The following is a 23077-nucleotide window of genomic DNA, read 5'->3' on the forward strand; positions in this document are numbered from 1 at the left end:
AAATAGGAATTGGAATTTGAGATTTAGAGTTCCTTTTTTAAGTTCAGACAGATTTAAGCTGTTTTGTCTCCCCAGGCAAGAATTGTTTTTCTTTTCTTTTTTATTAACTCATAATTCTTACATTAGCCGTTCTTAAAAATAAGCTATGGAGAACTTTTTTCTTTTTGTTTTACTAATATGTGTTGTTGTTTTATATAATAAGTTTACCAACTTAAAAGAGCAAAATGAACATCTAGACTCTCTTTTTAAAAGGAATAAAGAAGATTTCAATTCTTTGAAAAAAGAAATAGATGAAATTAAAAAACAAATTGCAAAAACCGATTTTGTAGAAGAAAACATTATTTCTAAAATTGATGAAATTGGATTAGTTTCAGAACATACGAAAGAAGTTTCTCAAGTTGTTCCACCTGTTGTTGAGGATTCTTTGCAAGAGGAAAAAATTGAGATTGAAGAATCTGTAGAAAAACCTGTCTTTAGTTTTGAAGCACAAACAAATCCTGTGCTAGACAAACAAATTCCTGAAGAAAAAGAAAGTCCTGAGTTAATAGAAAATATCGAAACAGAACCCGTTTATCAAGCGGTATCCAATCCTGAACCTAAAATTCAGGAAGAAGAAGTTTATGTAGAAAGTGCTTTTTCTGTTTTAATGAAAAAACTAGAACAGCAGTTTATTGAAAATTGGACTGGAATTTTAGGAACCGCTATTATGGTTTTAGGAATAGGATATTTAAGTATCTATACCGCTTTGAAGGTTTCGCCAATGTTCAGAATATTGATTCTTTGGCTTTATGCTGGAATTTTAGGAGGTTCTTATTTCTTCTTAAAGAAAAAAGAGAAATGGTTTAAAACCGGGCTTTGGCTGCGCAGTGCGGGAGCGAGTTTGTTTTTGTTTGGCTGTTTTGGCGCTTCACAAATCCCTGCGCTAACCTTTATCACTAATATTTCTGCAGCTTATTCGCTTATCGGGGTCGGAATTGCGATCAATTTATATGTGGGTTACATTATAAAACAGCAAACCTTTTTGTCGCTTCATGTTATTTTGAGTTTCTTGATCTTGTGCGTGATTCCAGAAAAGCTCTTAATCACATTTTTACTTGCATCGCTGACTGCAACAGCTGGAATTATTTTGTCTTATAAAGAAAAATGGGAATATCATTTAATGATCGTTATTTCGAGTTTTATCGTATTTGACATTTGGTTTACACAAGGAAATAGCATCTTGAGTCCGGCTCAAAATATTTTTGCTATTCTTGGTATTGTTTTGGTTTCGTTAAGTTGCATGGTTATGCAGTATAGAAACATTTATGCAAATACTCATTTTGACCGAATTGCTTTTATAACACATCTTATCAACTGGATTTTATTTGCGTCAGGTTTAATTCTGCATTCTACGGGAAGCAGAATCAAAATATTTGTTTTGTTTGCGGCGGGAATTCTTTGTCTTTTTGCAGCTCTTTTTGCGAGAAAGAAAAAGATTTTCTGGCTTTATAATCTAGACGGAATGGTTTCGTTTCTGCTTTTTGGGCTAAGTATTATTATGCTTAATGATTGGAAAGTAGGGTATGATGTTATTGTTTGTGCATTATATTTTTTGATTGTAGTTTGTTTGTTTATTGTTTACAAAAGCAACGAAACACTTCTCTATAAAATATTCTTAGGTCTTAATCATATTGCGTCTGTGTTTGCTTTTATCTTTTTTGCTTCACACATCAATCCTTCTTTTGAGCAGTCTTATATAACAAATTCTTTTGCGACTTTACTTGTAATGGTGTTCACGACATTGTTGATTCCAGTTTTTTGTTCTGTCAAAAAAGAGTTTTTAACGATTGATTCTTTAATCATCAAAAAAGATCTGAGCTTAAACGGAATTTTCTCTGTACTGTTTACGATATTATTTTTTGTAAGCTGGTATCATACAATCACGATTTCGTTTTATTTCCCTCTTGTGTTTTTTGGTTTATTGTGGTGTTCTTTACGATTTGGTTTCAAAATAAATACTTTTGATTTTGGAAGATTTGTTTTCTTGATCATAACTATTATAACCGGAGTAATCTTGATTTTTACAGAGCCAGAATCTAATTTGGATATTGCTTTTACTGTTGGAATTGTTTCTGTGATTGCATTAAACTGGTTTGTAAAATTATTTTATACAAATGATTCTGTCGCTAAAACGATTGGTATTGTTGGTGTAAATGCTTTGTTTGTATCTCTTGCTTATAAATATTTGGCTCCGTATGATAATATTGAGATTTTCGGATTATTTGCTATTGCTTTATTTAATCATGAATTTTTATGGATTCAATTTAAACGAAAAACACTTTCTGTAGATAACCAGATTTTGCTTTATGTTTTTTGTTTGGCATTCTCATTATTCGGAAGCTTTTTGTTTTTATACAATACCCAATTTTTAAATAATACCGAAATAGGTCTAGTAGCTCTTGGGATTTCTGTAATCGAAACGTATATTTTATTCGCAGATAAAATCAGAAACAGATCAAATGAAGCTATTTCTGGATGGAGCAATTTTAGTGTTTTAAATTCTGAGTTCATTCTATTTAATGCTTTGGTTTTCGGACTTTCTTGTATTTCAATCGAATATATTCCAATTTATTTAGGGGTTTTGGCGTTAGTAACTTTTTGGGTTTTCGAAAAAATCGAAAAAATCAAACGTTACAACATTTATTCTTTTGTGTTGTTGATGGGAGCTGTGGTTTTAAGCATTTATCTTGCTATTTATAGACTAAATGCAGAGAATAGCAAAGTGCTTTATATCACGCAGGTATTGAGTATTTTATTGTCTGTTGCTTACGGTTATTTGCAAAGAAGAAGTAAAAGAGAAGAAGGGAAAATGTTTATTACAGTTTTGCCAGTCAATCAAAACTTATGGGGTATTGTTTTGTTGTTTATTCAAGTCGAATTGGCTTATTTGGCGCCAATATTCATGCTTTTGGCGATACTTAATTTTGTTTTGATTTTGTATAAGAAAATAGAATTGCCTGAAGAATCTGTATTAGTAATCAGCCTTCTTTCTATTTTAACTTCTGTTTTTTACAGTATAAAAGTTATGAATCATTTTGCTGTTCTAGACTGGGTTTTAGAACTTTCAAGCATAGCGCTATTGATTGTTTTGGTTCTTCTTGTAAACAAAAAAGAGTTTATTAAATCTATAAGTATTGATTATCAAATTGTCATAAATATTTGGCTTTCTGTCATTATGTTTTCGCAATTAGAGCATAAATGGCTGCCTGTATTTTGGGCGGTAACGGCAATTATAAACCTGTGTCTTTATTATAAAAAAATCGGAAACAAAAAAGAAATCAGTATTGTTTATTATTTACTGGCAAACTTTCATTTAGCTTTTATTAGTTTCAGTTATTATGAGTCTAAGTTTGAGTTTGTTTATCTAATCATATTTGCCTTGCTGGCTTTATATATTTTTATCATTTACAAATATATCGAAGATTTCAAGTTTAAAAATAGTTTGATTATTTACCCAGCAACTTTCAGTATAGGACTGTTTTTGTACCTTTCGTTTGACAAAGGGATTTTAACCTTTTTCTGGATATTAGAATCGTTGGCCTTATTGGTGCTTGGGATTATTCTCAAAGAAAAATATTTCCGTTATGTTTCGCTTTCTTTAGTTGGTATTTGTGTAGTACGATTAATGTTCTTCGATTTATCAAATGCCGATTTCTTAATCAGAGCTATGGTTTTATTAGGAGTTGGAGTTGTTCTTTTGGTGATGAATACTTTGTTTAAAAAATACAAAGAACGATTTGATTAAAAAGAAAAGATTTTACATAAAAAAGCTCAATTCATTTATTTCGAATTGAGCTTTTTTTTAAGCTTAGAATTTGGAATTTTCTTTCTGCGTTTTATAATTTTGGAATTTAAATCGAAGAAGGAACAATTCCGAATTTCTTTTTAAATGAAAATGAGAAGTGCGATAAATCTTCAAAACCAACATCGATATAAACTTCAGACGGAGTTTTTCCTTTTTCTTTCATTAAATAATAAGCTTCCTGAAGTCTTTTATTTAAAAGCCAATGTCCAGGCGATTCCTGAAAAACTTTCTGAAAATCTCTTTTAAATGTCGCAAGACTTCTCCCTGTTAAATAAGCAAAACGGTTAAGATGCACATTAAAGTGAAAGTTTTTATTCATAAAAGCTTCTAAATCAATTTTACCAGGATCGTTAAAATCAAATAAAATATCTTTTAATTCTGGATTTACTTTTAATAATAAATGAACGGCTTCTTTTATTTTTAAATGGAATAAAGCTTCATTTTCTTCTTGCTCAACTTCAAGATAAGACTGCAGAGAAGTCATAAAAGAATGATATAAAGGATGCGGTTTTAAGCTGAACATAGCATCTCCCAGAATTTTCTTTTCGCTTACAATATTGTATTCTTTACTGATTTCTCGTAAAATTTCCTGATCCAGAAATAAAGAAATGGTTTTGAATTCGCCTCCCTCGGGTGGAATTTTTACAAATTTTGCCAAATGATTTCTTCTGCTGAAACGAAATTCTCCTGCTGTTAGGGTTTTTGTGATTTTTCCATCAGAGACAATCATTTCGCCGGCTATTTGATAGCTGAAAACGTGTTCGGGAATAAAATTTTCTCCTTCGCGGCTTTTGGTGTAATAACACGAGTAAAGTATTTTAGGTTTTGTTTGTGTTGCTGGCATAGCTGTAAAATTACAAAAAGATGCAGAAAGTTTGATGCTGAAACTTTCTGCATATGTGTTTTTATTGTGTAATAAGTACTCGCGGTTCTAGATAAGCTTCAAGGCCTATAACTCCAAATTCACGTCCGATTCCAGATTGTTTAAAACCTCCAAATGGAGCTAAAGGATCGTGGCTGATTGTGTTGATCTGAACACGCCCGACATTAATTTGTGAAGCAATTTTGTGTGCTCTCTCTTCGTCTGCAGAACTTATATAGGCTTGAAGTCCGTACGTTGTGTCGTTTGCAATTGCTACAGCTTCTTCTTCAGTTTTATAAGTGATAATGCTTAAAACAGGGCCGAATATTTCTTCGCGAGCAATCTTCATGTGATTATTTACATTAGTGAAAATAGTAGGTTTTACAAAATTTCCGTTTTCTAAACCTTCAGGTTTTCCTAATCCGCCAACTAGAATTGATGCGCCTTCATCAATTCCGGATTGAATGTAATTTTGAACTCGCTCGTATTGTTTTTGACTAACCAAAGGACCGACGGCGGTATTTTTGTTTTTTGGATCGCCGACAATAAAATTCGGAGCAATATCTAAAATTAGTTTTTTTATTTCTTCCAATTTATTTTCAGGAATCAATAGTCTTGTTCCAGCAATACAGGCTTGTCCGTTGTTCATAAATGCTGCGCCAAGTGCCATCGGAATCGCTTTTGATAAATCGGCATCGTCAAGAATGATGTTTGGCGATTTTCCGCCCAGTTCGAGAGTGACTCTTTTTAGGGTGTCAACAGCCTGTTTTGCAATCATTTTTCCAACAGGAGTAGAACCGGTAAAAGAAATTTTGGAGATATTGTTATTATTGCTGATTTCTGCTCCAACTACATTGCCAAGTCCATTTACAATATTAAAAACTCCTTTTGGAAGTCCTGCTTCATGAAAGCATTCTGTAATGAGTTGCGTTTGCTGTGCGCTCATTTCGCTCGGTTTGATAACTACTGTACATCCTGCGGCTATAGCAGTAGATAATTTTCCGCAGATAAATCCGTTGCTGGAATTCCACGGAATTATAATTCCGACAACGCCAATTGGTGCCATTTGAACTTCAGAAACTCCCATTGTTTTCGTAAAAGAGTAAGTATTAAGTAATTCAATTGCAGAATCGAAACTTTTAAGCATATAATCAAAGCTTACAGTTGCGAACAAAAGTGTGCCGCCATATTCTTCAATCATAACATCGATAAATTCTTGTTTTCTTTTTTCAATAGAAGATTTTAGATTTTGCAAATACGTAATTCTTTCTTCTTTTGTTGATAAAGAAAAACTTTTAAATGCTTCAGTTGCAGCTTCAATGGCGTCAATAGCATCTTCGGTATTTCCTAAGCGAACCTGTCCTGATTTTTGGTTTGTAGTCGGATTTATTAAATCGAAATATTCAGTTCCTTTTGGAGTTACAAATTCTCCATTAATGTAAACTTTGTCAATTGTTTTCATGTTGTTTTAATTATGAATTTATTTGACAAAGTTCAGGATTAAGCAGAAAGTTAACTTTGTTGAAAAGCTCAAGTTAACTTTGTTTAAAAGCTCATAATAAAATATGTTTTTCAATAAAAAAGCCTTTCCGAAGAAAGGCTTCTAAATTTTTATTTTTATTTTTTAAATTTTAAAAGTCAAAACAGGTTTTACAGCGTGATTTACCAATCCTTCGCTGATGCTTCCGTTAAAGAAATGAGCAAAGCCAGTTCTTCCGTGCGTGCACATTGCGATTACATCGGCATTAATACTGTTGGAGAAGTTAATGATTCCTTTCTCGATATTAGTATCATTATATATATAAGTTTCATAATTCGTAAGGCCGAATTCAGAAACAAATTTTTTAATGGTATGTTCTGCTTCGTGAGTTGGTTTGAAGCTATTTGGAGTGCAGATGTTTACTAAGTGTAGTTTTGAATCAAATAATTTAGAGAATTTTAATAGTTTTTCAAATGGCTGTTTGGTTTCTTCAGAAAAATCAGAAGCAAAAACGATATTAGAAGCGCTGAAGTTTGAAATATCTTTTTTGATAACTAAAATTGGGGTTTCAGAATTTCGTACTACTTTTTCGGTGTTAGATCCAATTAATAATTCGTCAATTCCAGAAGAGCCATGAGACCCCATAACAATTAAATCAACGCCGTATTCTTGGCTTATTTGCGTAATTCCGTGAATAGGTTTGTCCATTTTTACAATTTCCAAAACTTCAATATCATCTAGATAAGGCCTGTTTGAAATTTCGTCAAGAGTTTCGTTAGCCTTTTTCATAAAAAGCATGGTTTCTGGGATGCTTGCGCCTCCAGTAATAGCATCGCTCATTTGATGAGGAAGTTCAAGCATGTGTAAAAGAATAATTTCAGCATTATTCTTTTTTGCAATTTGCGCGGCAACTTTTAAGGCATCTTCGGCGTGTTCTGAAAAGTCAGTTGGGACTAAAATTCGTTTCATGTTTTTAAGGTTAAGTGATAAGGGTTGACTTGCAATTTAATGCTATATAAAGATAGCGAATTTTTTTTAGAGTGGTGTAATTTTTTGATTTACAAAAAAATCACTATATTTGCATCGTTATTTATTAAAATCTAAATAATGAGGGGACTAAGTGTCCCCTCTTTTTATAAAATTATGACATTCAAAGAAAAAGTAAACGAACTAATTAATGAGGCTCTTTTAGAAAAGCCTTCTGTTTTTTTGATTGATCTGCATGTTTCAGATTCTTTCAAAATTAGTGTAGGTTTAGATGGAGATAATGGTGTAGCACTGCAGGATTGTATTGATATCAGCCGTGCAATAGAGAATAATTTGGATCGTGAAGAACAAGATTTTTCTTTAGAAGTTGCGTCAGTTGGAGTAGGATCTCCGTTAAAAATAACAAGACAATACAAGAAAAATATTGGTAGAACATTGATTGTTACTACAAATACTGAAAAAATTGAAGCAGAATTGATTGAAGCTAACGATGTTTTCATAATTTTGTCGTGGAAAGCAAGAGAACCAAAAAAAGTAGGAAAAGGAAAAGAAACAGTTCAAAAAGAGCAACAAATACCTTATACAGAAATTAAAGAGGCAATTGTTACAGTAACATTTTAATTTAAAGAATTCGCATGGAAAATTTAGCATTAATCGATTCATTCTCAGAGTTTAAAGATAATAAACTTATTGATCGTGTAACGCTTATGGCAATTTTAGAGGACGTGTTTAGAAATGCATTGAAGAAAAAATACGGTTCAGATGATAATTTCGATATCATTATTAATCCTGATAAAGGTGATATGGAGATATGGAGACGAAGAGTAATTGTTGCTGATGAGGATCTTGATTTTGAAAATGAGGAAATTACGCTTACTGAAGCAAGAAAAATTGAAGCGGATTTTGAAATTGGTGAAGAGGTTTCTGAAGAGGTAAAGTTGATTGATTTAGGAAGAAGAGCTATCTTAGCGCTTCGTCAGAACTTAATTTCTAAAATACACGAACACGATAATACGAATCTTTATAAACAATTTAAAGATATTATTGGTGATATTTATACAGCAGAAGTGCACCACGTAAGACCAAGAGTTGTAATTTTGGTGGATGATGAAGGAAATGAAATTGTGCTTCCAAAAGAAAAACAAATTCCATCTGACTTTTTCCGTAAAGGAGATAATGTACGTGGAATTATTGAAAGCGTTGAATTAAAAGGAAATAAACCTCAAATTATTATGTCTAGAACTTCTGAGAAGTTTTTAGAAAAATTATTTGAACAAGAAATTCCAGAGGTTTTCGACGGACTTATTACAGTTAAAAATGTAGTTCGTATTCCTGGAGAAAAAGCAAAAGTGGCAGTTGATTCTTATGATGATAGAATTGACCCAGTTGGAGCTTGTGTTGGTATGAAAGGATCTCGTATTCACGGAATTGTTCGTGAGTTAGGAAACGAAAATATCGACGTAATAAACTATACAAATAATATTCAATTGTTTATTACAAGAGCATTAAGTCCAGCAAAAGTTTCTTCAATCAAAATTGATGAAGATAATAAAAGAGCTGAAGTGTTCTTGAAGTTAGAAGAGGTTTCTAAAGCGATTGGTAGAGGAGGTCACAATATTAAATTAGCAGGTCAGCTTACAGGATATGAGCTTGATGTAATTAGAGAAGGTGATGTTGCCGGTGCTATTGCAGATGAGGATGATGTTGAGTTAACAGAATTCTCAGATGAGATCGAAGAATGGGTAATTGAAGAATTTGCAAAAATTGGTCTAGATACTGCAAAAAGTATTTTAAGACAAGAGGTAGAAGATTTAGTAAGAAGAACAGACCTAGAAGAAGAGACTATTCTGGATGTTATGAAAATACTAAAAGAGGAGTTTGATAATTAATATCTGGCTCTAACAACACAACGAAAAAGGTAATAATAAAAAGGTTATATGTCTGAAGAGAGAGTAATAAGAATAAACAAGGTTTTAAGGGAATTAAATATTTCATTAGAAAGAGCTGTTGATTATCTAAAAGATAAGGGAATTGCTATTGATGCAAATCCAAATGCTAAAATTTCTGATGCGGAATTTAATATCCTACAAAGCCAATTTGCGGGCGATAAGGGGAATAAAGAGGCTTCTAAAGAGGTTGGAGAAGAAAAAAGAAAAGAGAAAGAAGCGTTACGTGTTGAGCGTGAGAAAGAGATTGAAGACAAACGCAGACAAGAAGAGGAACGTCAAAAACAGCAGGAGATTATAAAAGCAAGAGCGGTTGTAAGTGGTCCTGTTCAAGTTGGAAAAATTGATCTAAATCCAAAAAAGCCTGCAATTGTTCCTACTCAAACTGAGGAGCCTGCGAAAAAAGAAGAGCCTAAAGTGGCTCCAGTTCAAGCAGAGAAACCTGTTCAACAAGAAAACACTCCAACAACAACAGCTCCAGCTGCAGAAAAGGTTGAGGAAAAGAAAGTTGAAAAAGTTATTGCCGAAAAGCCTGAGGTGAAAACACCGGAGGTTAAAGCTGAAGTTTCTAAAACTGCGCAAGAGCCAATAGTTTCATTGGATCCTGCAACTTCAGAAGAAACAATTACAACTCAGTATCAAAAATTAACGGGAACGACTCTTACGGGGCAGACAATTGATTTATCTCAATTTAATAAACCTAAAAAGAAAAAAGAAGATCCTAAACAAGCTCAGAATAAACCGGGTACTCCTGGAACTGGAAATAACAATAACGCTAATAAAAACAAGCGTAAAAGAATCGCTCCTAAGCCTGGAACTCCTGGTGCAGGAGGCGCGGCTATAAAACCAGCTCAAGGTAATAACGCACAAGGGGGTCCGAATCAGAATAGACCTCAAAATGCTGGAGGAGGATTTAATGCTAACAGAAGCGCAAGACCAGGTTTTGTAAAAGGAAATCGTCCTGCAATTGTAGCAAAAGTTGAGCCTACAGAAGAAGAAGTAAAAAACCAAATTAGAGAAACTCTTGAGAAACTGCAAGGTAAAGGAGGTAAATCTAAAGCGGCAAAATATAGAAGAGATAAAAGAGAAACACACCGTCAGAAATCTGATGATGAACAAAGAGCTCTTGACGAAGGAAGTAAAACTATTAAGGTTACAGAATTCGTTACAGTTGGTGAAATTGCGATCATGATGGATGTGCCGATTACTAAAGTAATTGGAACTTGTATGTCTCTTGGTATCATGGTAACCATGAACCAGCGTCTAGATGCTGAAACATTAACTATTGTAGCAGATGAATTTGGTTACGATGTTGAATTTATTACAGTAGATATTGAAGAAGCAATAGAAGTTGTAGAAGATAAAGAAGAAGATTTAGTAACAAGAGCGCCAATTGTGACAGTAATGGGACACGTTGACCACGGTAAAACATCTTTACTGGATTATATTCGTAAAGAAAATGTTATCGCAGGTGAGTCTGGAGGTATTACACAGCACATTGGAGCATATGGAGTTACACTAGATAACGGGCAAAAAATTGCTTTCTTAGATACTCCGGGTCACGAGGCGTTTACAGCAATGCGTGCACGTGGAGCTCAAGTTACAGATATTGCTATTATTGTGGTTGCGGCGGATGATGATATCATGCCACAAACAAAAGAAGCAATTTCTCACGCACAAGCTGCGGGGGTTCCAATTATTTTCGCAATCAATAAAATTGATAAACCAAACGCGAATGTTGATAAAATCAAAGAGCGTTTGGCGGGTATGAATTTACTTGTTGAAGATTGGGGTGGAAAAATTCAGTCACATGATATTTCTGCAAAAGTTGGAACAGGTGTAAAAGAATTACTTGAAAAAGTTTTATTAGAAGCAGAAATCTTAGATTTAAAAGCAAATCCAAATAAAGCGGCTCAAGGAACTGTTGTTGAGGCATTCTTAGATAAAGGAAAAGGATATGTGTCTACAATTTTAGTACAGCAAGGTACTTTGAAAATTGGAGATTATATGTTGGCTGGTAAACACCATGGAAAAGTAAAAGCAATGCATGACGAAAGAGGACATGTAGTTCTTGAAGCTGGTCCTTCGACTCCAGTATCTGTTTTAGGTTTGGATGGTGCTGCCACTGCGGGTGATAAGTTTAATGTATTTGAAGACGAAAAAGAGGCTAAGCAAATTGCATCTAAACGTTCTCAATTAATGCGTGAACAATCTGTACGTACACAAAGACATATTACTCTTGATGAGATTGGTCGTCGTATTGCTCTTGGGCAGTTTAAAGAATTAAATGTAATTCTTAAAGGAGACGTTGATGGATCTGTTGAGGCATTATCAGATTCGTTCTCTAAACTTTCTACGGAAGAAGTTCAAATCAATATTATTCATAAAGGAGTTGGAGCTATTACAGAAACAGATGTTATGTTGGCTTCTGCATCAGATGCAATTATTATCGGATTTAACGTTCGTCCTGCAGGAAATGCTAGGCAGCTTGCTGATAAAGAAGAAATCGATATCCGTTACTATTCTATTATCTATGCTGCTATCGATGACTTGAAAGATGCGATGGAAGGAATGTTAGCGCCAGAGATGAAAGAAGAAGTTTTAGGAACTGCCGAAATTCGTGAGATTTTCAAAATTTCTAAAGTGGGTTCAATCGCTGGTTGTATGGTAACAGATGGTAAAATATTACGTACTTCTAAAATTAGAGTTATTAGAGATGGAGTAGTGGTGCATACGGGTGATCTAGTGGCATTAAAACGATTCAAAGATGATGTAAAAGAAGTTACTAAAGGTTACGATTGTGGTATTCAAATAAAAGGCTTTAATGATATCGAAATTAGCGATGTGATCGAAGCGTACCACGAAGTTGCAATTAAGAAGAAATTGAAATAATTTTCAATAACTATATTTTAAGTCCCAATGAAAATTGGGACTTTTTTTATGTTTAATCATTTTGTTTTAAAATATTTCGACTATAAATCTTATTTTTGATAAAATTAAATTAATGCAATATGAAAATAGGAATATACTCACTTGTTTTGTTTTTAAGTTTTTCTTCAATATGCTTTTCTCAAGAAGATGTTGAGAAACCCGCACCTCCAGCTGGTAATGCATTAGTTGGGGATTTTTATGGTGCAGATGTTTCTGGTTCTTCAGTTAATACTGCTGTTTCTGTCGAAAAGTTAGAAAAAAAACTAAAGTCAGGTAGTAAAATAGAAAATGTTGCCGTTAAAGGAGAAGTAACGGGTGTTTGTCCAAAAAGAGGTTGTTGGATAAGTTTGAAAACAGAAGATGGCGCTTCTTTTTTTGTTAAGATGAAAGATTATGCATTTTTTGTTCCCACAGCATTAAAAGGAAAAAATGTTGTTTTAGAGGGTACAGCAGAAAAGAAAGTAACTTCTGTGGAAGAATTGAAGCACTATGCTAAAGATGCGAAAAAATCGAAAGCTGAAATTGAAGCTATTAAAACTCCAAAAGAAGAAATACGCTTTTTAGCAAGTGGTATTAAAGTGGTAAATTAATTATACTGAAGAAGTTTAATTAGTATGATATGTGTAAAAGTCTCGATTTTTGTCGGGACTTTTTCTTTTTTGGATGCGATTCAAAATAGTGTTTTTTAAAATGAATTGTTTTTTTAATGCAAAAATAAAGAGTCTGGTTTTTTGATTCATTTAATTATTGCAGATGTTTTTTGTTCGTTGTTATTTGATAAGTTGATTTTAGAGATAAAAAAAAGCGAGACAATTATCTCGCTTTCTAATAATTTTTAGGCCATTATCTCCCTGGCTTCAAAAGGAAAACACTTTTGTATTTTTTTCTGATTTCAGTTAGATTTCGCTCAGCTTCAATTCGGGTCTTAAAATTCCCAACAATTACCTTGTAGTTGGGCGTGCTGAAAATGATTGTTCCATCTACGGTCGAATATTCGCGTTTAAAATCAGACAACGTTTTTTTTGCTTCATCACTTTTACCGCTGAAGATTTGAATTCTATAAGTATCGTTTGTGCTTATTGACGTGTTAATTTTACGTTTCTCGTTAAGTAACTGCTCAAATTTAGGGTCTTGATTTAATGTTAAATTTTGATCTTGTGCGTTAACGTTGTGCGCGAAAGCAATCGTTGTAATTGTTAAAAAAAGACTTTTTGATGGGCTTAAAATTCTCATAATGTGATGGTTTTTATGCAAAAATACTATTTAAAGTTTGAGTGTAAAATTTTAATATTATTTAGAATTGATATAAATTGATATTTAAGACTATTTTAAGGTTTTGAGAATAGTTCATAAGTCGTATTTTTGTGCAAGTTTTAAAAGAGGGTATAGATTTTTCCTGATTTAACACAGAAAAAATCATACCAAAAATTAGTAGACAATTATTTATACTATATGAAAAAGGTGGGTAACCATAATTCGATCTCAAGAAAATTGCTGTTTGGCTTATCGCTGACGTTAATTTTCTCCCTAACTTCATTTGCTCAAGATCCTGCTGCTGCTCCGGCGGCACCTGAAGCTGCGGCAGCGGCTCCAGCTACGGGAGGCGGTGATCCAGTAAAAGGGAAGGAACTTTTTAATGCAAATTGCGCTGCATGTCACAAATTAGATGCTAAATCAACTGGTCCTGCTTTAAGGGGTGTTGCTGGTAAGCATGATATTGCTTGGATTTACAAGTGGGTGCATAACAGTTCTGACATGATTAAGTCAGGTGATGCTGTTGCTGTTAAACTTTTTGAGGAAAATAACAAAGCTGTTATGACTTCGTTTCCTCAATTGTCTGAAGGAGATATTGATAATATTATAGCTTATACTTCTGAGCCAAAACCAGAGCCAACTAAGGTTGCTGGGGCAGCTACGCCTCCAGGGACAGATGTTCAAGGTGGTGGAATTTCAAATAATATTATTTTAGGAGCTCTTGCTCTTGTAATGGCTATATTAGTTGTTATGTTGTTCATGGTGAACAAAGTATTAACTAAAGTGGCAAACAAAAATGGTATTGAAGTAGCTCCAAAAGAAGCTAGACTTCCTATCTGGAAAGCTTTTGCTAGAAATCAATTTTTAGTTTTAGTTACTGCAATATTTTTGCTTTTGGCAAGTGGTTATTTTGTATACGGATACTTAATGCAAGTAGGAGTAGATCAGAATTATGAGCCAATTCAGCCAATTCACTACTCTCACAAGATTCACGCTGGTGATAACGAAATCAATTGTAAATATTGCCACTCTGCTGCACGTGTAAGTAAAACAGCTGGTATTCCTTCTTTAAATGTTTGTATGAACTGTCATAAAAATATCTCAGAGGTTGCTGAAACTACTGCTACTGCTGAATACAGCAAAGCGTTCTACGATGCGCAGATTCAAAAATTATATGATGCTGTTGGATGGGATAAGACTAAACAAGCTTATACTGGAAAAACACAGCCTGTAAAATGGGTTCGTATTCATAACTTACCTGACTTTGTTTACTTCAATCACTCACAACACGTTTCTGTTGCTGGAATTGAATGTCAAACTTGTCACGGTCCGGTGCAGGAATTTGAAATCATGAAGCAATACTCTAAATTAACAATGGGATGGTGTGTTGATTGCCATAGAAAAACTGACGTTAAGATGGAAGGTAATGCTTACTATGACAAAATTCATGCTGAACTTTCTAAAAAATACGGTGTAGAGAAATTAACTGCAGCGCAAATGGGAGGTTTAGAATGCGGTAAATGCCACTATTAATCGAATTATTAAGATTTTAATATTTATATACAATGTCATCAAACAAAAAATACTGGAAAAGTGTTGAGGAGCTAGAAAATAGCTCTATTGTTGAGGCGCTTAGAAATAACGAATTTGTTGAAGAAATTCCAACTGATGAGTTTTTAGGTAACGCTGAGGCTTTATCTACATCTGGAACTTCACGTCGTGACTTTTTAAAGTACGTAGGGTTTAGTACTGCAGCTGTTACTTTAGCTGCTTGCGAAGGTCCTGTTCACAAGTCTATCCCTTATGTATTACAACCAGAACAAATCATTCCTGGTGTTGCAGATTATTATGCAACTACAGTATTTGATGGTTTTGATTTTGCTAATCTTTTGGTTAAAACTCGTGAGGGTCGTCCAATTAAAATTGAAAACAATACAATCGCTGGAGCTAAATTTTCTGCGAACGCTAGAATTCATGCATCTATTTTAGGATTATATGATAGCGGTCGTTTAAAAGAGCCAAGAGTTGATGGGAAAAACAGCAGCTGGTCAGCTGTTGATTTGAAAATCAAATCAAGTTTGGCAGAAGCAAAAGCTAAAGGTGGTCAAGTAGTATTGTTAACAAATACTTTGGCTAGCCCATCTACAGAAAAATTAATAGCAGAATTTATTGCTAAAAATCCAAATGCTAAACACGTTGTTTATGATGCAGTTTCTTCATCTGATGCTTTAGATGCTTTTGAAGCAGCTTACGGTGAAAGAGCTTTAGTGGATTATGATTTTTCTAAATCTTCTTTAATTGTATCTGTTGGTGCTGATTTCTTAGGAGACTGGCAAGGTGGTGGATACGATTCTGGATATGCACAAGGACGTATTCCTCAAAATGGAAAAATGTCTCGTCATTTCCAATTTGAATCTAATATGACATTATCTGGAGCTGCTGCTGATAAGCGTGTTCCAATGACTACAGCTGATCAAAAACAAGCTTTAGTTCAAATTTATAATATTGTTGTAGGTGCTTCTGTTCCTGTTGCTTTGGATGGTAAGTTTAAAGCTGAAGTAGTGAAAGCTGCTCAACAACTTAAAGCTGCTGGTTCAAAAGGAGTTTTAGTATCTGGAATTGAAGATAAAAATGCTCAGTTATTAGTTTTAGCTATCAACCAAGCGTTGGTTAGTGAAGCTTTTAGTACTGCAGGAACAAGACAAATTAGAAAAGGTTCTAATGCTGTCGTTTCTCAATTAATTAAAGACTTGGAAGCAGGAAAAGTTCATACTTTAATTATGAGCGGTGTTAATCCAGTATATACTTTAGCAGATTCTACTGCTTTCGTTTCTGGATTGAAAAAAGTTAAGACTTCTGTTACTTTCGCATTGAAAGATGACGAAACGGCTTCTATTTCTACTGTTGCTGCTCCAGCTCCTCACTATTTAGAGTCTTGGGGAGATGTAGAAATTACTAAAGGTACTTATAGTTTAACACAGCCAACTATTCGCCCAATTTTTAATACAAAACAATTTCAAGATGTTTTATTGTCGTTAAATGGTGTCGCTGGTACTTTCTACGATTATTTAAAAGCAAATTCAGCTGTATTTACAGCGGGATCTTCTTGGAACAAAGTATTACATGATGGTGTGTATGTTGTTGGATCTACTGCATTAGCTGGTGGTTCTATAGACGTTGCTGCTGCTGCAAATTCAGTTTCAAAGTCTAAGTCTTCAGGAGAATTCGAATTAGTATTGTATACTAAGACGGGTATGGGAGATGGACAGCAAGCAAATAACCCTTGGTTGCAAGAGTTTCCAGATCCAATTACAAGAGTTTCTTGGGATAACTATGTTACTGTTTCAAATGCTGATGCTAAGAAACTTGGTTTATCTAACGAAATTGTTGCTAACGGAGGTTTAAATGGTAGTTATGCTACATTGACTATCGCTGATGGTACTAAATTGGAGAATGTTCCAGTTATCGTTCAGCCAGGTCAAGCTGTTGGAACTGTTGGTTTAGCAGTTGGTTACGGTCGTAAAGAGTCTTTGAAAGAAGAAATGCAAGTAGGTTTAAATGCTTACGCTTTATATAAAGGTTTCAATGGAGTTCAATCTGTTTCTATAGCGAAAGCTGGAGGAGAGCATGAGTTTGCTTGTGTTCAAGGTCAGAAAACGTTAATGGGTAGAGGTGATATTATCAAAGAAACTTCTTTAGAAATATTCAATACTAAAGATGCTGAACATTGGAATGAAAAACCAATGGTATCTTTAGATCACCAAGAAGTTGAAGCTACAACTGTAGATTTATGGGAATCATTTGATCGTACAACTGGTCACCACTTCAACCTTTCAATCGACTTAAATGCTTGTACAGGATGTGGAGCTTGTGTTATCGCTTGTCACGCTGAAAACAACGTTCCTGTTGTTGGTAAAGCAGAGGTAAGAAGAAGTCGTGATATGCACTGGTTGCGTATCGATAGATATTATTCTTCTGAAAGCACTTTTGAAGGTGATAACGAAAGAAAAGAAGGAATTGCAGGTTTATCAAGTTCATTATCTACATTTAATGAAATGGAAAAACCAGGTGATAATCCACAAGTAGCTTTCCAACCAGTAATGTGTCAGCACTGTAATCACGCACCGTGTGAGACAGTTTGTCCAGTTGCGGCAACATCTCACGGTCGTCAAGGTCAAAACCACATGGCTTATAACAGATGTGTTGGTACTCGTTACTGTGCAAATAACTGTCCTTATAAAGTTCGTCGTTTCAACTGGTTCTTGTATAACAAAAACAGTGAATTCGATTATCATATGAATGACGATTTAGGTCGTATGGTATTAAACCCAGACGTAAACGTTCGTTCTCGTGGAGTTATGGAAAAATGTTCTTTCTGTATCCAAAGTACTCAAGCTGTAATCCTTCAAGCTAAACGCGAAGGTAGAGTAGTAGCTAAAGATGAGTTTAACAATGCTTGTGCTTGTTCTGCTGCTTGTTCTTCTGGAGCAATGGTATTTGGAGATGTAAATGATAAAGAAAGCGCAGTTGCTAAATTAGCTGAAAGCGAAAGAGCTTATCACTTATTAGAGCATGTTGGTACAAAACCAAACGTTTTCTATCATGTAAAAGTTAGAAATACTTAGTAAAATTATTAATTAAGAAACAATATAAAGGATTATGTCGTCTCATTACGAAGCACCCATTAGAAAACCTTTAGTTATAGGTGATAAAACTTATCACGATGTAACTGTAGATGTGGCAGCGCCTGTTGAAGGACCTGCAAATAAACAATGGTGGATTGTATTTACAATCGCATTAGTAGCCTTCCTTTGGGGGTTAGGTTGTATAATTTACACCGTATCTACCGGTATCGGAACATGGGGATTAAATAAAACAGTTGGTTGGGCTTGGGATATCACTAACTTCGTTTGGTGGGTAGGTATTGGTCACGCCGGAACATTAATTTCTGCGGTATTATTACTTTTCCGTCAGCGTTGGAGAATGGCTATTAACCGTTCTGCGGAAGCTATGACCATTTTCTCTGTAGTACAAGCAGGTTTATTCCCAATTATCCACATGGGTCGTCCATGGTTAGCATACTGGGTATTACCTATTCCAAACCAATTTGGATCACTATGGGTTAACTTTAACTCACCATTACTTTGGGACGTATTCGCGATTTCAACGTATCTTTCAGTATCATTAGTTTTCTGGTGGACTGGTTTATTGCCTGACTTTGCAATGCTTCGTGATAGAGCTATAACTCCATTTAACAAAAGAGTTTATTCTATCTTAAGTTTTGGATGGAGTGGTAGAGCAAAAGACTGGCAGCGTTTTGAAGAGGTATCTTTAGTATTAGCTGGTTTAGCTACTCCTCTTGTACTTTCTGTACACACTATTGTATCTATGGACTTTGCTACTTCGGTAATTCCTGGATGGCATACAACAATTTTCCCTCCATACTTCGTTGCTGGGGCGGTTTTCTCTGGATTCGCGATGGTAAACACATTGTTGATCGTTATGAGAAAAGTTTCTAATCTTGAAGCATATATCACATTACAGCATATCGAATTGATGAATATCATTATCATGATTACAGGTTCGATTGTAGGTGTAGCGTACATCACTGAGTTATTTGTAGCTTGGTATTCAGGTGTGGAATATGAGCAATATGCATTCTTAAATAGAGCAACTGGACCTTACTGGTGGGCTTACTGGTCTATGATGACTTGTAACGTATTCTCTCCTCAGTTCATGTGGTTCAAAAAATTAAGAACTAGTATCATGTTCTCATTCATTATTTCGATTGTAGTAAACATCGGTATGTGGTTTGAAAGATTCGTAATTATTGTTACTTCTTTACATAGAGATTACCTTCCATCTTCTTGGACAATGTTCTCACCAACATTTGTTGATATTGGAATTTTCATCGGAACAATTGGTTTCTTCTTCGTATTGTTTTTATTGTATTCAAGAACTTTCCCTGTAATTGCTCAGGCAGAGGTTAAAACAATTTTGAAAGGAACTGGAGATAATTACATTAGAGAAAGAGCAAATAGTAAAGATTCACATCATGAGTAATAAAGTAATATACGCCATTTATAATGACGATGACGTTTTGATGGATGCAGTAAAGAAAACTAGAGCTGCACATCATCATATTGAAGAGGTTTTTACTCCATTCCCAGTTCACGGATTGGATAAAGCCATGGGATTAGCGCCAACTAGATTAGCAATATGTGCTTTCTTATACGGATGTGTTGGTATTTCTGTTGCTACAACAATGATGAGTTATATCATGATTCATGACTGGCCTCAAGATATTGGTGGTAAGCCAAGTTTCAGTTTCATTCAAAATATGCCATCTTTTGTGCCAATTATGTTTGAGATGACAGTATTTTTTGCTGCTCACTTAATGGTAATCACTTTTTATATGAGAAGTAGATTATGGCCATTTAAAGAAGCTGAAAACCCAGATGTTAGAACTACTGATGACCATTTCTTAATGGAAGTTGCAGTAAATGATAACGAAGCAGAATTAGTATCTTTCTTTGAGGGAACTGGAGCTGTTGAAGTTAAAGTAATTGATAAGAATTAATTGTAGCTATGAAAAGGATATATAAAATAACACTTTTAGTTGGTATAACTATTTTAGTTTCATCTTGCCACAATAATTCGGCACCAAACTATCAGTATTTCCCTAATATGTATGAATCTGTTGCTTACGAGCCTTACACAGAAGCAAAAATATTTAAAGGAGGAAAAGAAGGACAGCTTCCTGTTGCAGGAACTATCAATAGAGGTTTTGAACCTTACGAATATGAGAATTCGACAGCGGGGTATGAAGCAGCGAAAGCTAATTTAAAATCGCCTTTGACTGAAGAAGAGAAAAACTCTGGAAAAGGAAAAGAACTTTTCGAAATTTACTGTATCAGTTGCCATGGCGCTACTGGAAACGGTAAAGGTAAATTGGTTGAAAGAGAAAAATTTCTTGGAGTACCTAGCTATAAAGACAGAGTTATCACAGAAGGAAGTATCTTTCATGTTGAGACTTATGGTTTAAATGCAATGGGTTCACATGCAAATCAATTAAGTGCTCACGAACGTTGGTTAGTTGCTGACTATGTTCTGAAACTAAAAAGCCAATTATAATTGTTGAACAAACTGATCGTAATAGATATGTATACATTTTCAAGTAAATTAAAAACTTTTTCTATCATCTTAATGGCCGTTGGGTTATTAGGAATTGGGTATGGTTTTTTAAGTGCACCAAAAGATATTCAAGAAGTTGAAAAAATACTAGCTGCAGATGCACATGGTTCTCATGGTACTGCACATGAAGAAAAAGCGGAGGCATCTCACAAAGAAGCAGGTCATCACGAAGCAGCTGCTGAAGCTTCACATGATTCACACGAAGGTGGTGAGCATGCAAAAGTTTCTGGTGCTGATGAGCATGAAAAACATTTAGAGCACGTGTTGCACCAATTGCAAAATAAACCTTGGTCAGCAGTATATGTTGCTTGTATTTTCTTTTTACTTCTTTCTATGGGAGTTTTAGCGTTCTACGCTATTCAACAAGTGGCTCAAGCAGGATGGTCTCCAGTTTTATTTAGAGTTATGCAAGGAATAACAGCTTATTTACCAGTAGGTTCTGTTATCTTTTTCATTCTTTTAGTATTATGCGGATTACATTTTAATCATATTTTTGTTTGGTTGGCAGAAGGTGTTACTGACCCTAAACATGCAAATTATGATGCAATTATTGCTGGTAAATCAGGATATTTAAATTTCCCTTTCTGGATTGTAAGAGCAGCTATCTTTTTATTAGGATGGAACGTATACCGTCATTTTTCTAGAAAAAACTGTTTAGCTCAAGATGAAGCAAATGATGATCTTTTCTACAAAAAGAACTTTAAAGCATCTGCTGGATTCTTAGTTTTCTTTATTGTTTCTGAATCTATTATGGCTTGGGACTGGATTATGTCTTTCGATCCTCACTGGTTCAGTACTTTGTTTGCATGGTATGTTTTTGCTTCTTTCTTTGTAAGTGGTATTACAACTATTGCTTTGGTAACTATTTACCTAAAATCAAAAGGTTATTTAGAATATGTTAATACAAGTCACATTCATGATTTAGCTAAATTTATGTTTGGTATTAGTGTTTTCTGGACTTATTTATGGTTCTCTCAATTCATGTTGATTTGGTATGCTAATATTCCTGAGGAGGTAACTTATTTTGTTACAAGAATTCAGTTATATAATTTACCTTTCTTTGGAGCTGTAGTTATGAACTTTGTTTTCCCATTATTGATTTTAATTAATACAGATTTCAAACGTCTTAACTGGGTAGTAGGAATGGCTGGTATAGTAATTTTATTAGGTCATTATGTAGATTTCTTTAATATGATTATGCCTGCTACGGTTGGAGATAAATGGTTTATTGGAGTTCCTGAAATTGCATCTATTCTTTTCTTCTTAGGTTTATTTATATTTGTTGTATTTACTGCACTTACTAAAGTACCTCTGTTAGCAAAAAGAAATCCTTTCATTGAAGAAAGTAAACATTTTCATTATTAATATTTAAAGAAGTAAACAGATGACAAGTTTGTTGGTAATTATAGTTTTAGTTTTATTAGCAATTGCATTGTGGCAATTGACGAAGATATTTGATCTTACTCAGGTAGGGACATCTTCTGACGATTCTCAAGTTGCATCAGATAATGATAATAATGTTCAAGGATATATTATGTTTGGCTTTTTAGCCTTCATTTATATATTTACAATTTATGGTTTGCTTAAATGGGGAAATTTAGCTCTTCATACACCAGCTTCTGAGCACGGTCTTTTAGTCGATAACTTAATGAACATTACATGGGTATTAATCTTTACTGTTCAAGTTATTACTCAAGGTTTATTGTATTGGTTTTCTTTTAAAAATAGAGGACACAAAGATAGAAAAGCTTTATTTTTTGCAGATAGTAATAAATTAGAGGCTATCTGGAGTATTATTCCTTCTGTTGTTTTGGCTTGTTTAATTCTTTATGGATTGTACGCTTGGAACAATATCATGTTTGTTGATAAAGATGAAGATGTAATTGAAATTGAATTATACGCACAGCAGTTTAAATGGACTGCAAGATACGCAGGAGCTGATAATACTTTAGGTAAAGCGAATGTACGTTTAATTGAAGGTATTAACACTTTAGGTGTTGATATGTCTGATAAAAACTCTCAGGATGATATCGTAGTAACTGAGCTTCATATTCCAAAAGGTAAAAAAGTACATTTCAAGATGCGTTCTCAAGATGTTTTGCACTCTGCATATTTTCCTCACTTTAGAGCACAAATGAACTGTGTTCCTGGTATGGTTACTGAGTTTGCTTTTGTACCAACATATACAACAGCAGAATATAGAGAATTACCTTTTATGATTGAAAAGGTTGCACACATCAATAAACTAAGAGCAGAAAAAAGTGCTGAATTACTTGCAAAAGGAGGTACAGCTTTAGATCCTTACACATTTGATTACTTATTGTTATGTAATAAAATCTGTGGAGCTTCTCACTACAACATGCAAATGAAAGTGGTTGTTGATACTCCAGAAGATTATAAAAAATGGTTAAGTGAAAAAACTACTTTATCTCAGGATATCAAAGCGGCTAAAGCTGCTGAGAAACCAGCTGAAGGAGTTGCTCCAACTACAGATTCTGCTGCAAAAGTTGTCGATACTGTAAAAGCAGTTGTTGATACTGTAAAAGCGGCTGTAGCTAAAGTTGCGATGAAATAATTAA

Annotated in this window: 16 protein-coding genes; 12 read left to right on the forward strand and 4 right to left on the reverse strand. The window is 34.2% G+C overall.

Features of this window, described 5'->3' with window-relative positions; translation table 11 throughout:
• Nucleotides 1–145: 145 nt before the first annotated feature.
• The gene (locus ACFSC2_RS13945; RefSeq protein ID WP_379814817.1) at nucleotides 146–3784 is read left to right on the forward strand and encodes a hypothetical protein; all 3639 of its coding nucleotides are present in this window, start codon (nucleotides 146–148) and stop codon (nucleotides 3782–3784) included.
• Nucleotides 3785–3890: 106 nt separating this feature from the next.
• Here the strand turns inward: ACFSC2_RS13945 and ACFSC2_RS13950 are convergent, their stop codons facing one another.
• The 3 genes from ACFSC2_RS13950 to ACFSC2_RS13960 all read right to left on the reverse strand — a co-directional run bounded on the left by ACFSC2_RS13950 (nucleotide 3891) and on the right by ACFSC2_RS13960 (nucleotide 7155).
• Complete coding sequence (locus tag ACFSC2_RS13950; RefSeq protein WP_379814814.1) at nucleotides 3891–4688, reverse strand: helix-turn-helix domain-containing protein; 798 nt, start codon at nucleotides 4686–4688, stop codon at nucleotides 3891–3893.
• 61 nt (nucleotides 4689–4749) lie between these two features.
• Entirely contained in the window at nucleotides 4750–6168 is a 1419-nt protein-coding gene (locus ACFSC2_RS13955; RefSeq protein ID WP_379814813.1) for an aldehyde dehydrogenase family protein, read from the reverse strand.
• A gap of 162 nt (nucleotides 6169–6330) precedes the next feature.
• Nucleotides 6331–7155 (reverse strand): universal stress protein, encoded by an 825-nt coding sequence (locus tag ACFSC2_RS13960; protein WP_379814812.1) that lies wholly within the window; start codon nucleotides 7153–7155, stop codon nucleotides 6331–6333.
• Nucleotides 7156–7329: 174 nt separating this feature from the next.
• Between ACFSC2_RS13960 and rimP the strand changes: the two genes are divergently transcribed.
• The 4 genes from rimP to ACFSC2_RS13980 all read left to right on the forward strand — a co-directional run bounded on the left by rimP (nucleotide 7330) and on the right by ACFSC2_RS13980 (nucleotide 12640).
• Nucleotides 7330–7794: a ribosome assembly cofactor RimP gene (rimP, locus tag ACFSC2_RS13965; protein ID WP_379814811.1), complete on the forward strand. Its 465-nt coding sequence runs from the start codon at nucleotides 7330–7332 to the stop codon at nucleotides 7792–7794.
• A gap of 14 nt (nucleotides 7795–7808) precedes the next feature.
• The gene (gene nusA, locus ACFSC2_RS13970; RefSeq protein WP_379814810.1) at nucleotides 7809–9062 is read left to right on the forward strand and encodes a transcription termination factor NusA; all 1254 of its coding nucleotides are present in this window, start codon (nucleotides 7809–7811) and stop codon (nucleotides 9060–9062) included.
• Between the two features lie 48 nt (nucleotides 9063–9110).
• Complete coding sequence (gene infB, locus ACFSC2_RS13975; protein ID WP_379814809.1) at nucleotides 9111–12011, forward strand: translation initiation factor IF-2; 2901 nt, start codon at nucleotides 9111–9113, stop codon at nucleotides 12009–12011.
• A 119-nt stretch (nucleotides 12012–12130) separates the two neighbouring features.
• Nucleotides 12131–12640 (forward strand): DUF4920 domain-containing protein, encoded by a 510-nt coding sequence (locus ACFSC2_RS13980; RefSeq protein WP_379814808.1) that lies wholly within the window; start codon nucleotides 12131–12133, stop codon nucleotides 12638–12640.
• 253 nt (nucleotides 12641–12893) lie between these two features.
• Here the strand turns inward: ACFSC2_RS13980 and ACFSC2_RS13985 are convergent, their stop codons facing one another.
• Nucleotides 12894–13283: an SPOR domain-containing protein gene (locus ACFSC2_RS13985; RefSeq protein WP_379814807.1), complete on the reverse strand. Its 390-nt coding sequence runs from the start codon at nucleotides 13281–13283 to the stop codon at nucleotides 12894–12896.
• A gap of 219 nt (nucleotides 13284–13502) precedes the next feature.
• Between ACFSC2_RS13985 and ACFSC2_RS13990 the strand changes: the two genes are divergently transcribed.
• The 7 genes from ACFSC2_RS13990 to ACFSC2_RS14020 are packed head-to-tail and all read left to right on the forward strand — an operon-like array spanning nucleotide 13503 to nucleotide 23073.
• Nucleotides 13503–14837, forward strand: a complete 1335-nt coding sequence (locus ACFSC2_RS13990; protein ID WP_379814806.1) for a cytochrome c3 family protein — start codon at nucleotides 13503–13505, stop codon at nucleotides 14835–14837.
• A 32-nt stretch (nucleotides 14838–14869) separates the two neighbouring features.
• Nucleotides 14870–17929 carry a TAT-variant-translocated molybdopterin oxidoreductase gene (locus ACFSC2_RS13995; protein ID WP_379814805.1) on the forward strand — a complete coding sequence of 1020 codons (3060 nt, stop codon included), beginning with the start codon at nucleotides 14870–14872 and terminating at the stop codon, nucleotides 17927–17929.
• Between the two features lie 34 nt (nucleotides 17930–17963).
• Nucleotides 17964–19367 (forward strand): NrfD/PsrC family molybdoenzyme membrane anchor subunit, encoded by a 1404-nt coding sequence (nrfD, locus tag ACFSC2_RS14000; RefSeq protein ID WP_379814804.1) that lies wholly within the window; start codon nucleotides 17964–17966, stop codon nucleotides 19365–19367.
• On the forward strand, nucleotides 19360–19884 hold the full coding sequence (locus ACFSC2_RS14005; protein WP_379814803.1) for a DUF3341 domain-containing protein: 525 nt from the start codon (nucleotides 19360–19362) through the stop codon (nucleotides 19882–19884). Before nrfD ends, ACFSC2_RS14005 begins: the two co-directional genes overlap by 8 nt.
• A gap of 8 nt (nucleotides 19885–19892) precedes the next feature.
• Nucleotides 19893–20438: a c-type cytochrome gene (locus ACFSC2_RS14010; RefSeq protein WP_379814802.1), complete on the forward strand. Its 546-nt coding sequence runs from the start codon at nucleotides 19893–19895 to the stop codon at nucleotides 20436–20438.
• A 27-nt stretch (nucleotides 20439–20465) separates the two neighbouring features.
• Complete coding sequence (locus ACFSC2_RS14015) at nucleotides 20466–21863, forward strand: quinol:cytochrome C oxidoreductase (protein WP_379814801.1); 1398 nt, start codon at nucleotides 20466–20468, stop codon at nucleotides 21861–21863.
• 19 nt (nucleotides 21864–21882) lie between these two features.
• Nucleotides 21883–23073: a cytochrome c oxidase subunit II gene (locus tag ACFSC2_RS14020; protein WP_379814800.1), complete on the forward strand. Its 1191-nt coding sequence runs from the start codon at nucleotides 21883–21885 to the stop codon at nucleotides 23071–23073.
• Nucleotides 23074–23077: the final 4 nt, after the last annotated feature.

This window comes from Flavobacterium artemisiae (assembly GCF_042678225.1).
Lineage (GTDB): Bacteria > Bacteroidota > Bacteroidia > Flavobacteriales > Flavobacteriaceae > Flavobacterium > Flavobacterium artemisiae.

Bases quoted from the DNA above. Each gene is read 5' to 3' on its own strand.
- ACFSC2_RS13945 (WP_379814817.1), top strand. From the start codon at position 146: ATGGAGAACTTTTTTCTTTTTGTTTTACTAATATGTGTTGTTGTTTTA.
- ACFSC2_RS13950 (WP_379814814.1), bottom strand. From the start codon at position 4,688: ATGCCAGCAACACAAACAAAACCTAAAATACTTTACTCGTGTTATTAC.
- ACFSC2_RS13955 (WP_379814813.1), bottom strand. From the start codon at position 6,168: ATGAAAACAATTGACAAAGTTTACATTAATGGAGAATTTGTAACTCCA.
- ACFSC2_RS13960 (WP_379814812.1), bottom strand. From the start codon at position 7,155: ATGAAACGAATTTTAGTCCCAACTGACTTTTCAGAACACGCCGAAGAT.
- rimP (WP_379814811.1), top strand. From the start codon at position 7,330: ATGACATTCAAAGAAAAAGTAAACGAACTAATTAATGAGGCTCTTTTA.
- nusA (WP_379814810.1), top strand. From the start codon at position 7,809: ATGGAAAATTTAGCATTAATCGATTCATTCTCAGAGTTTAAAGATAAT.
- infB (WP_379814809.1), top strand. From the start codon at position 9,111: ATGTCTGAAGAGAGAGTAATAAGAATAAACAAGGTTTTAAGGGAATTA.
- ACFSC2_RS13980 (WP_379814808.1), top strand. From the start codon at position 12,131: ATGAAAATAGGAATATACTCACTTGTTTTGTTTTTAAGTTTTTCTTCA.
- ACFSC2_RS13985 (WP_379814807.1), bottom strand. From the start codon at position 13,283: ATGAGAATTTTAAGCCCATCAAAAAGTCTTTTTTTAACAATTACAACG.
- ACFSC2_RS13990 (WP_379814806.1), top strand. From the start codon at position 13,503: ATGAAAAAGGTGGGTAACCATAATTCGATCTCAAGAAAATTGCTGTTT.
- ACFSC2_RS13995 (WP_379814805.1), top strand. From the start codon at position 14,870: ATGTCATCAAACAAAAAATACTGGAAAAGTGTTGAGGAGCTAGAAAAT.
- nrfD (WP_379814804.1), top strand. From the start codon at position 17,964: ATGTCGTCTCATTACGAAGCACCCATTAGAAAACCTTTAGTTATAGGT.
- ACFSC2_RS14005 (WP_379814803.1), top strand. From the start codon at position 19,360: ATGAGTAATAAAGTAATATACGCCATTTATAATGACGATGACGTTTTG.
- ACFSC2_RS14010 (WP_379814802.1), top strand. From the start codon at position 19,893: ATGAAAAGGATATATAAAATAACACTTTTAGTTGGTATAACTATTTTA.
- ACFSC2_RS14015 (WP_379814801.1), top strand. From the start codon at position 20,466: ATGTATACATTTTCAAGTAAATTAAAAACTTTTTCTATCATCTTAATG.
- ACFSC2_RS14020 (WP_379814800.1), top strand. From the start codon at position 21,883: ATGACAAGTTTGTTGGTAATTATAGTTTTAGTTTTATTAGCAATTGCA.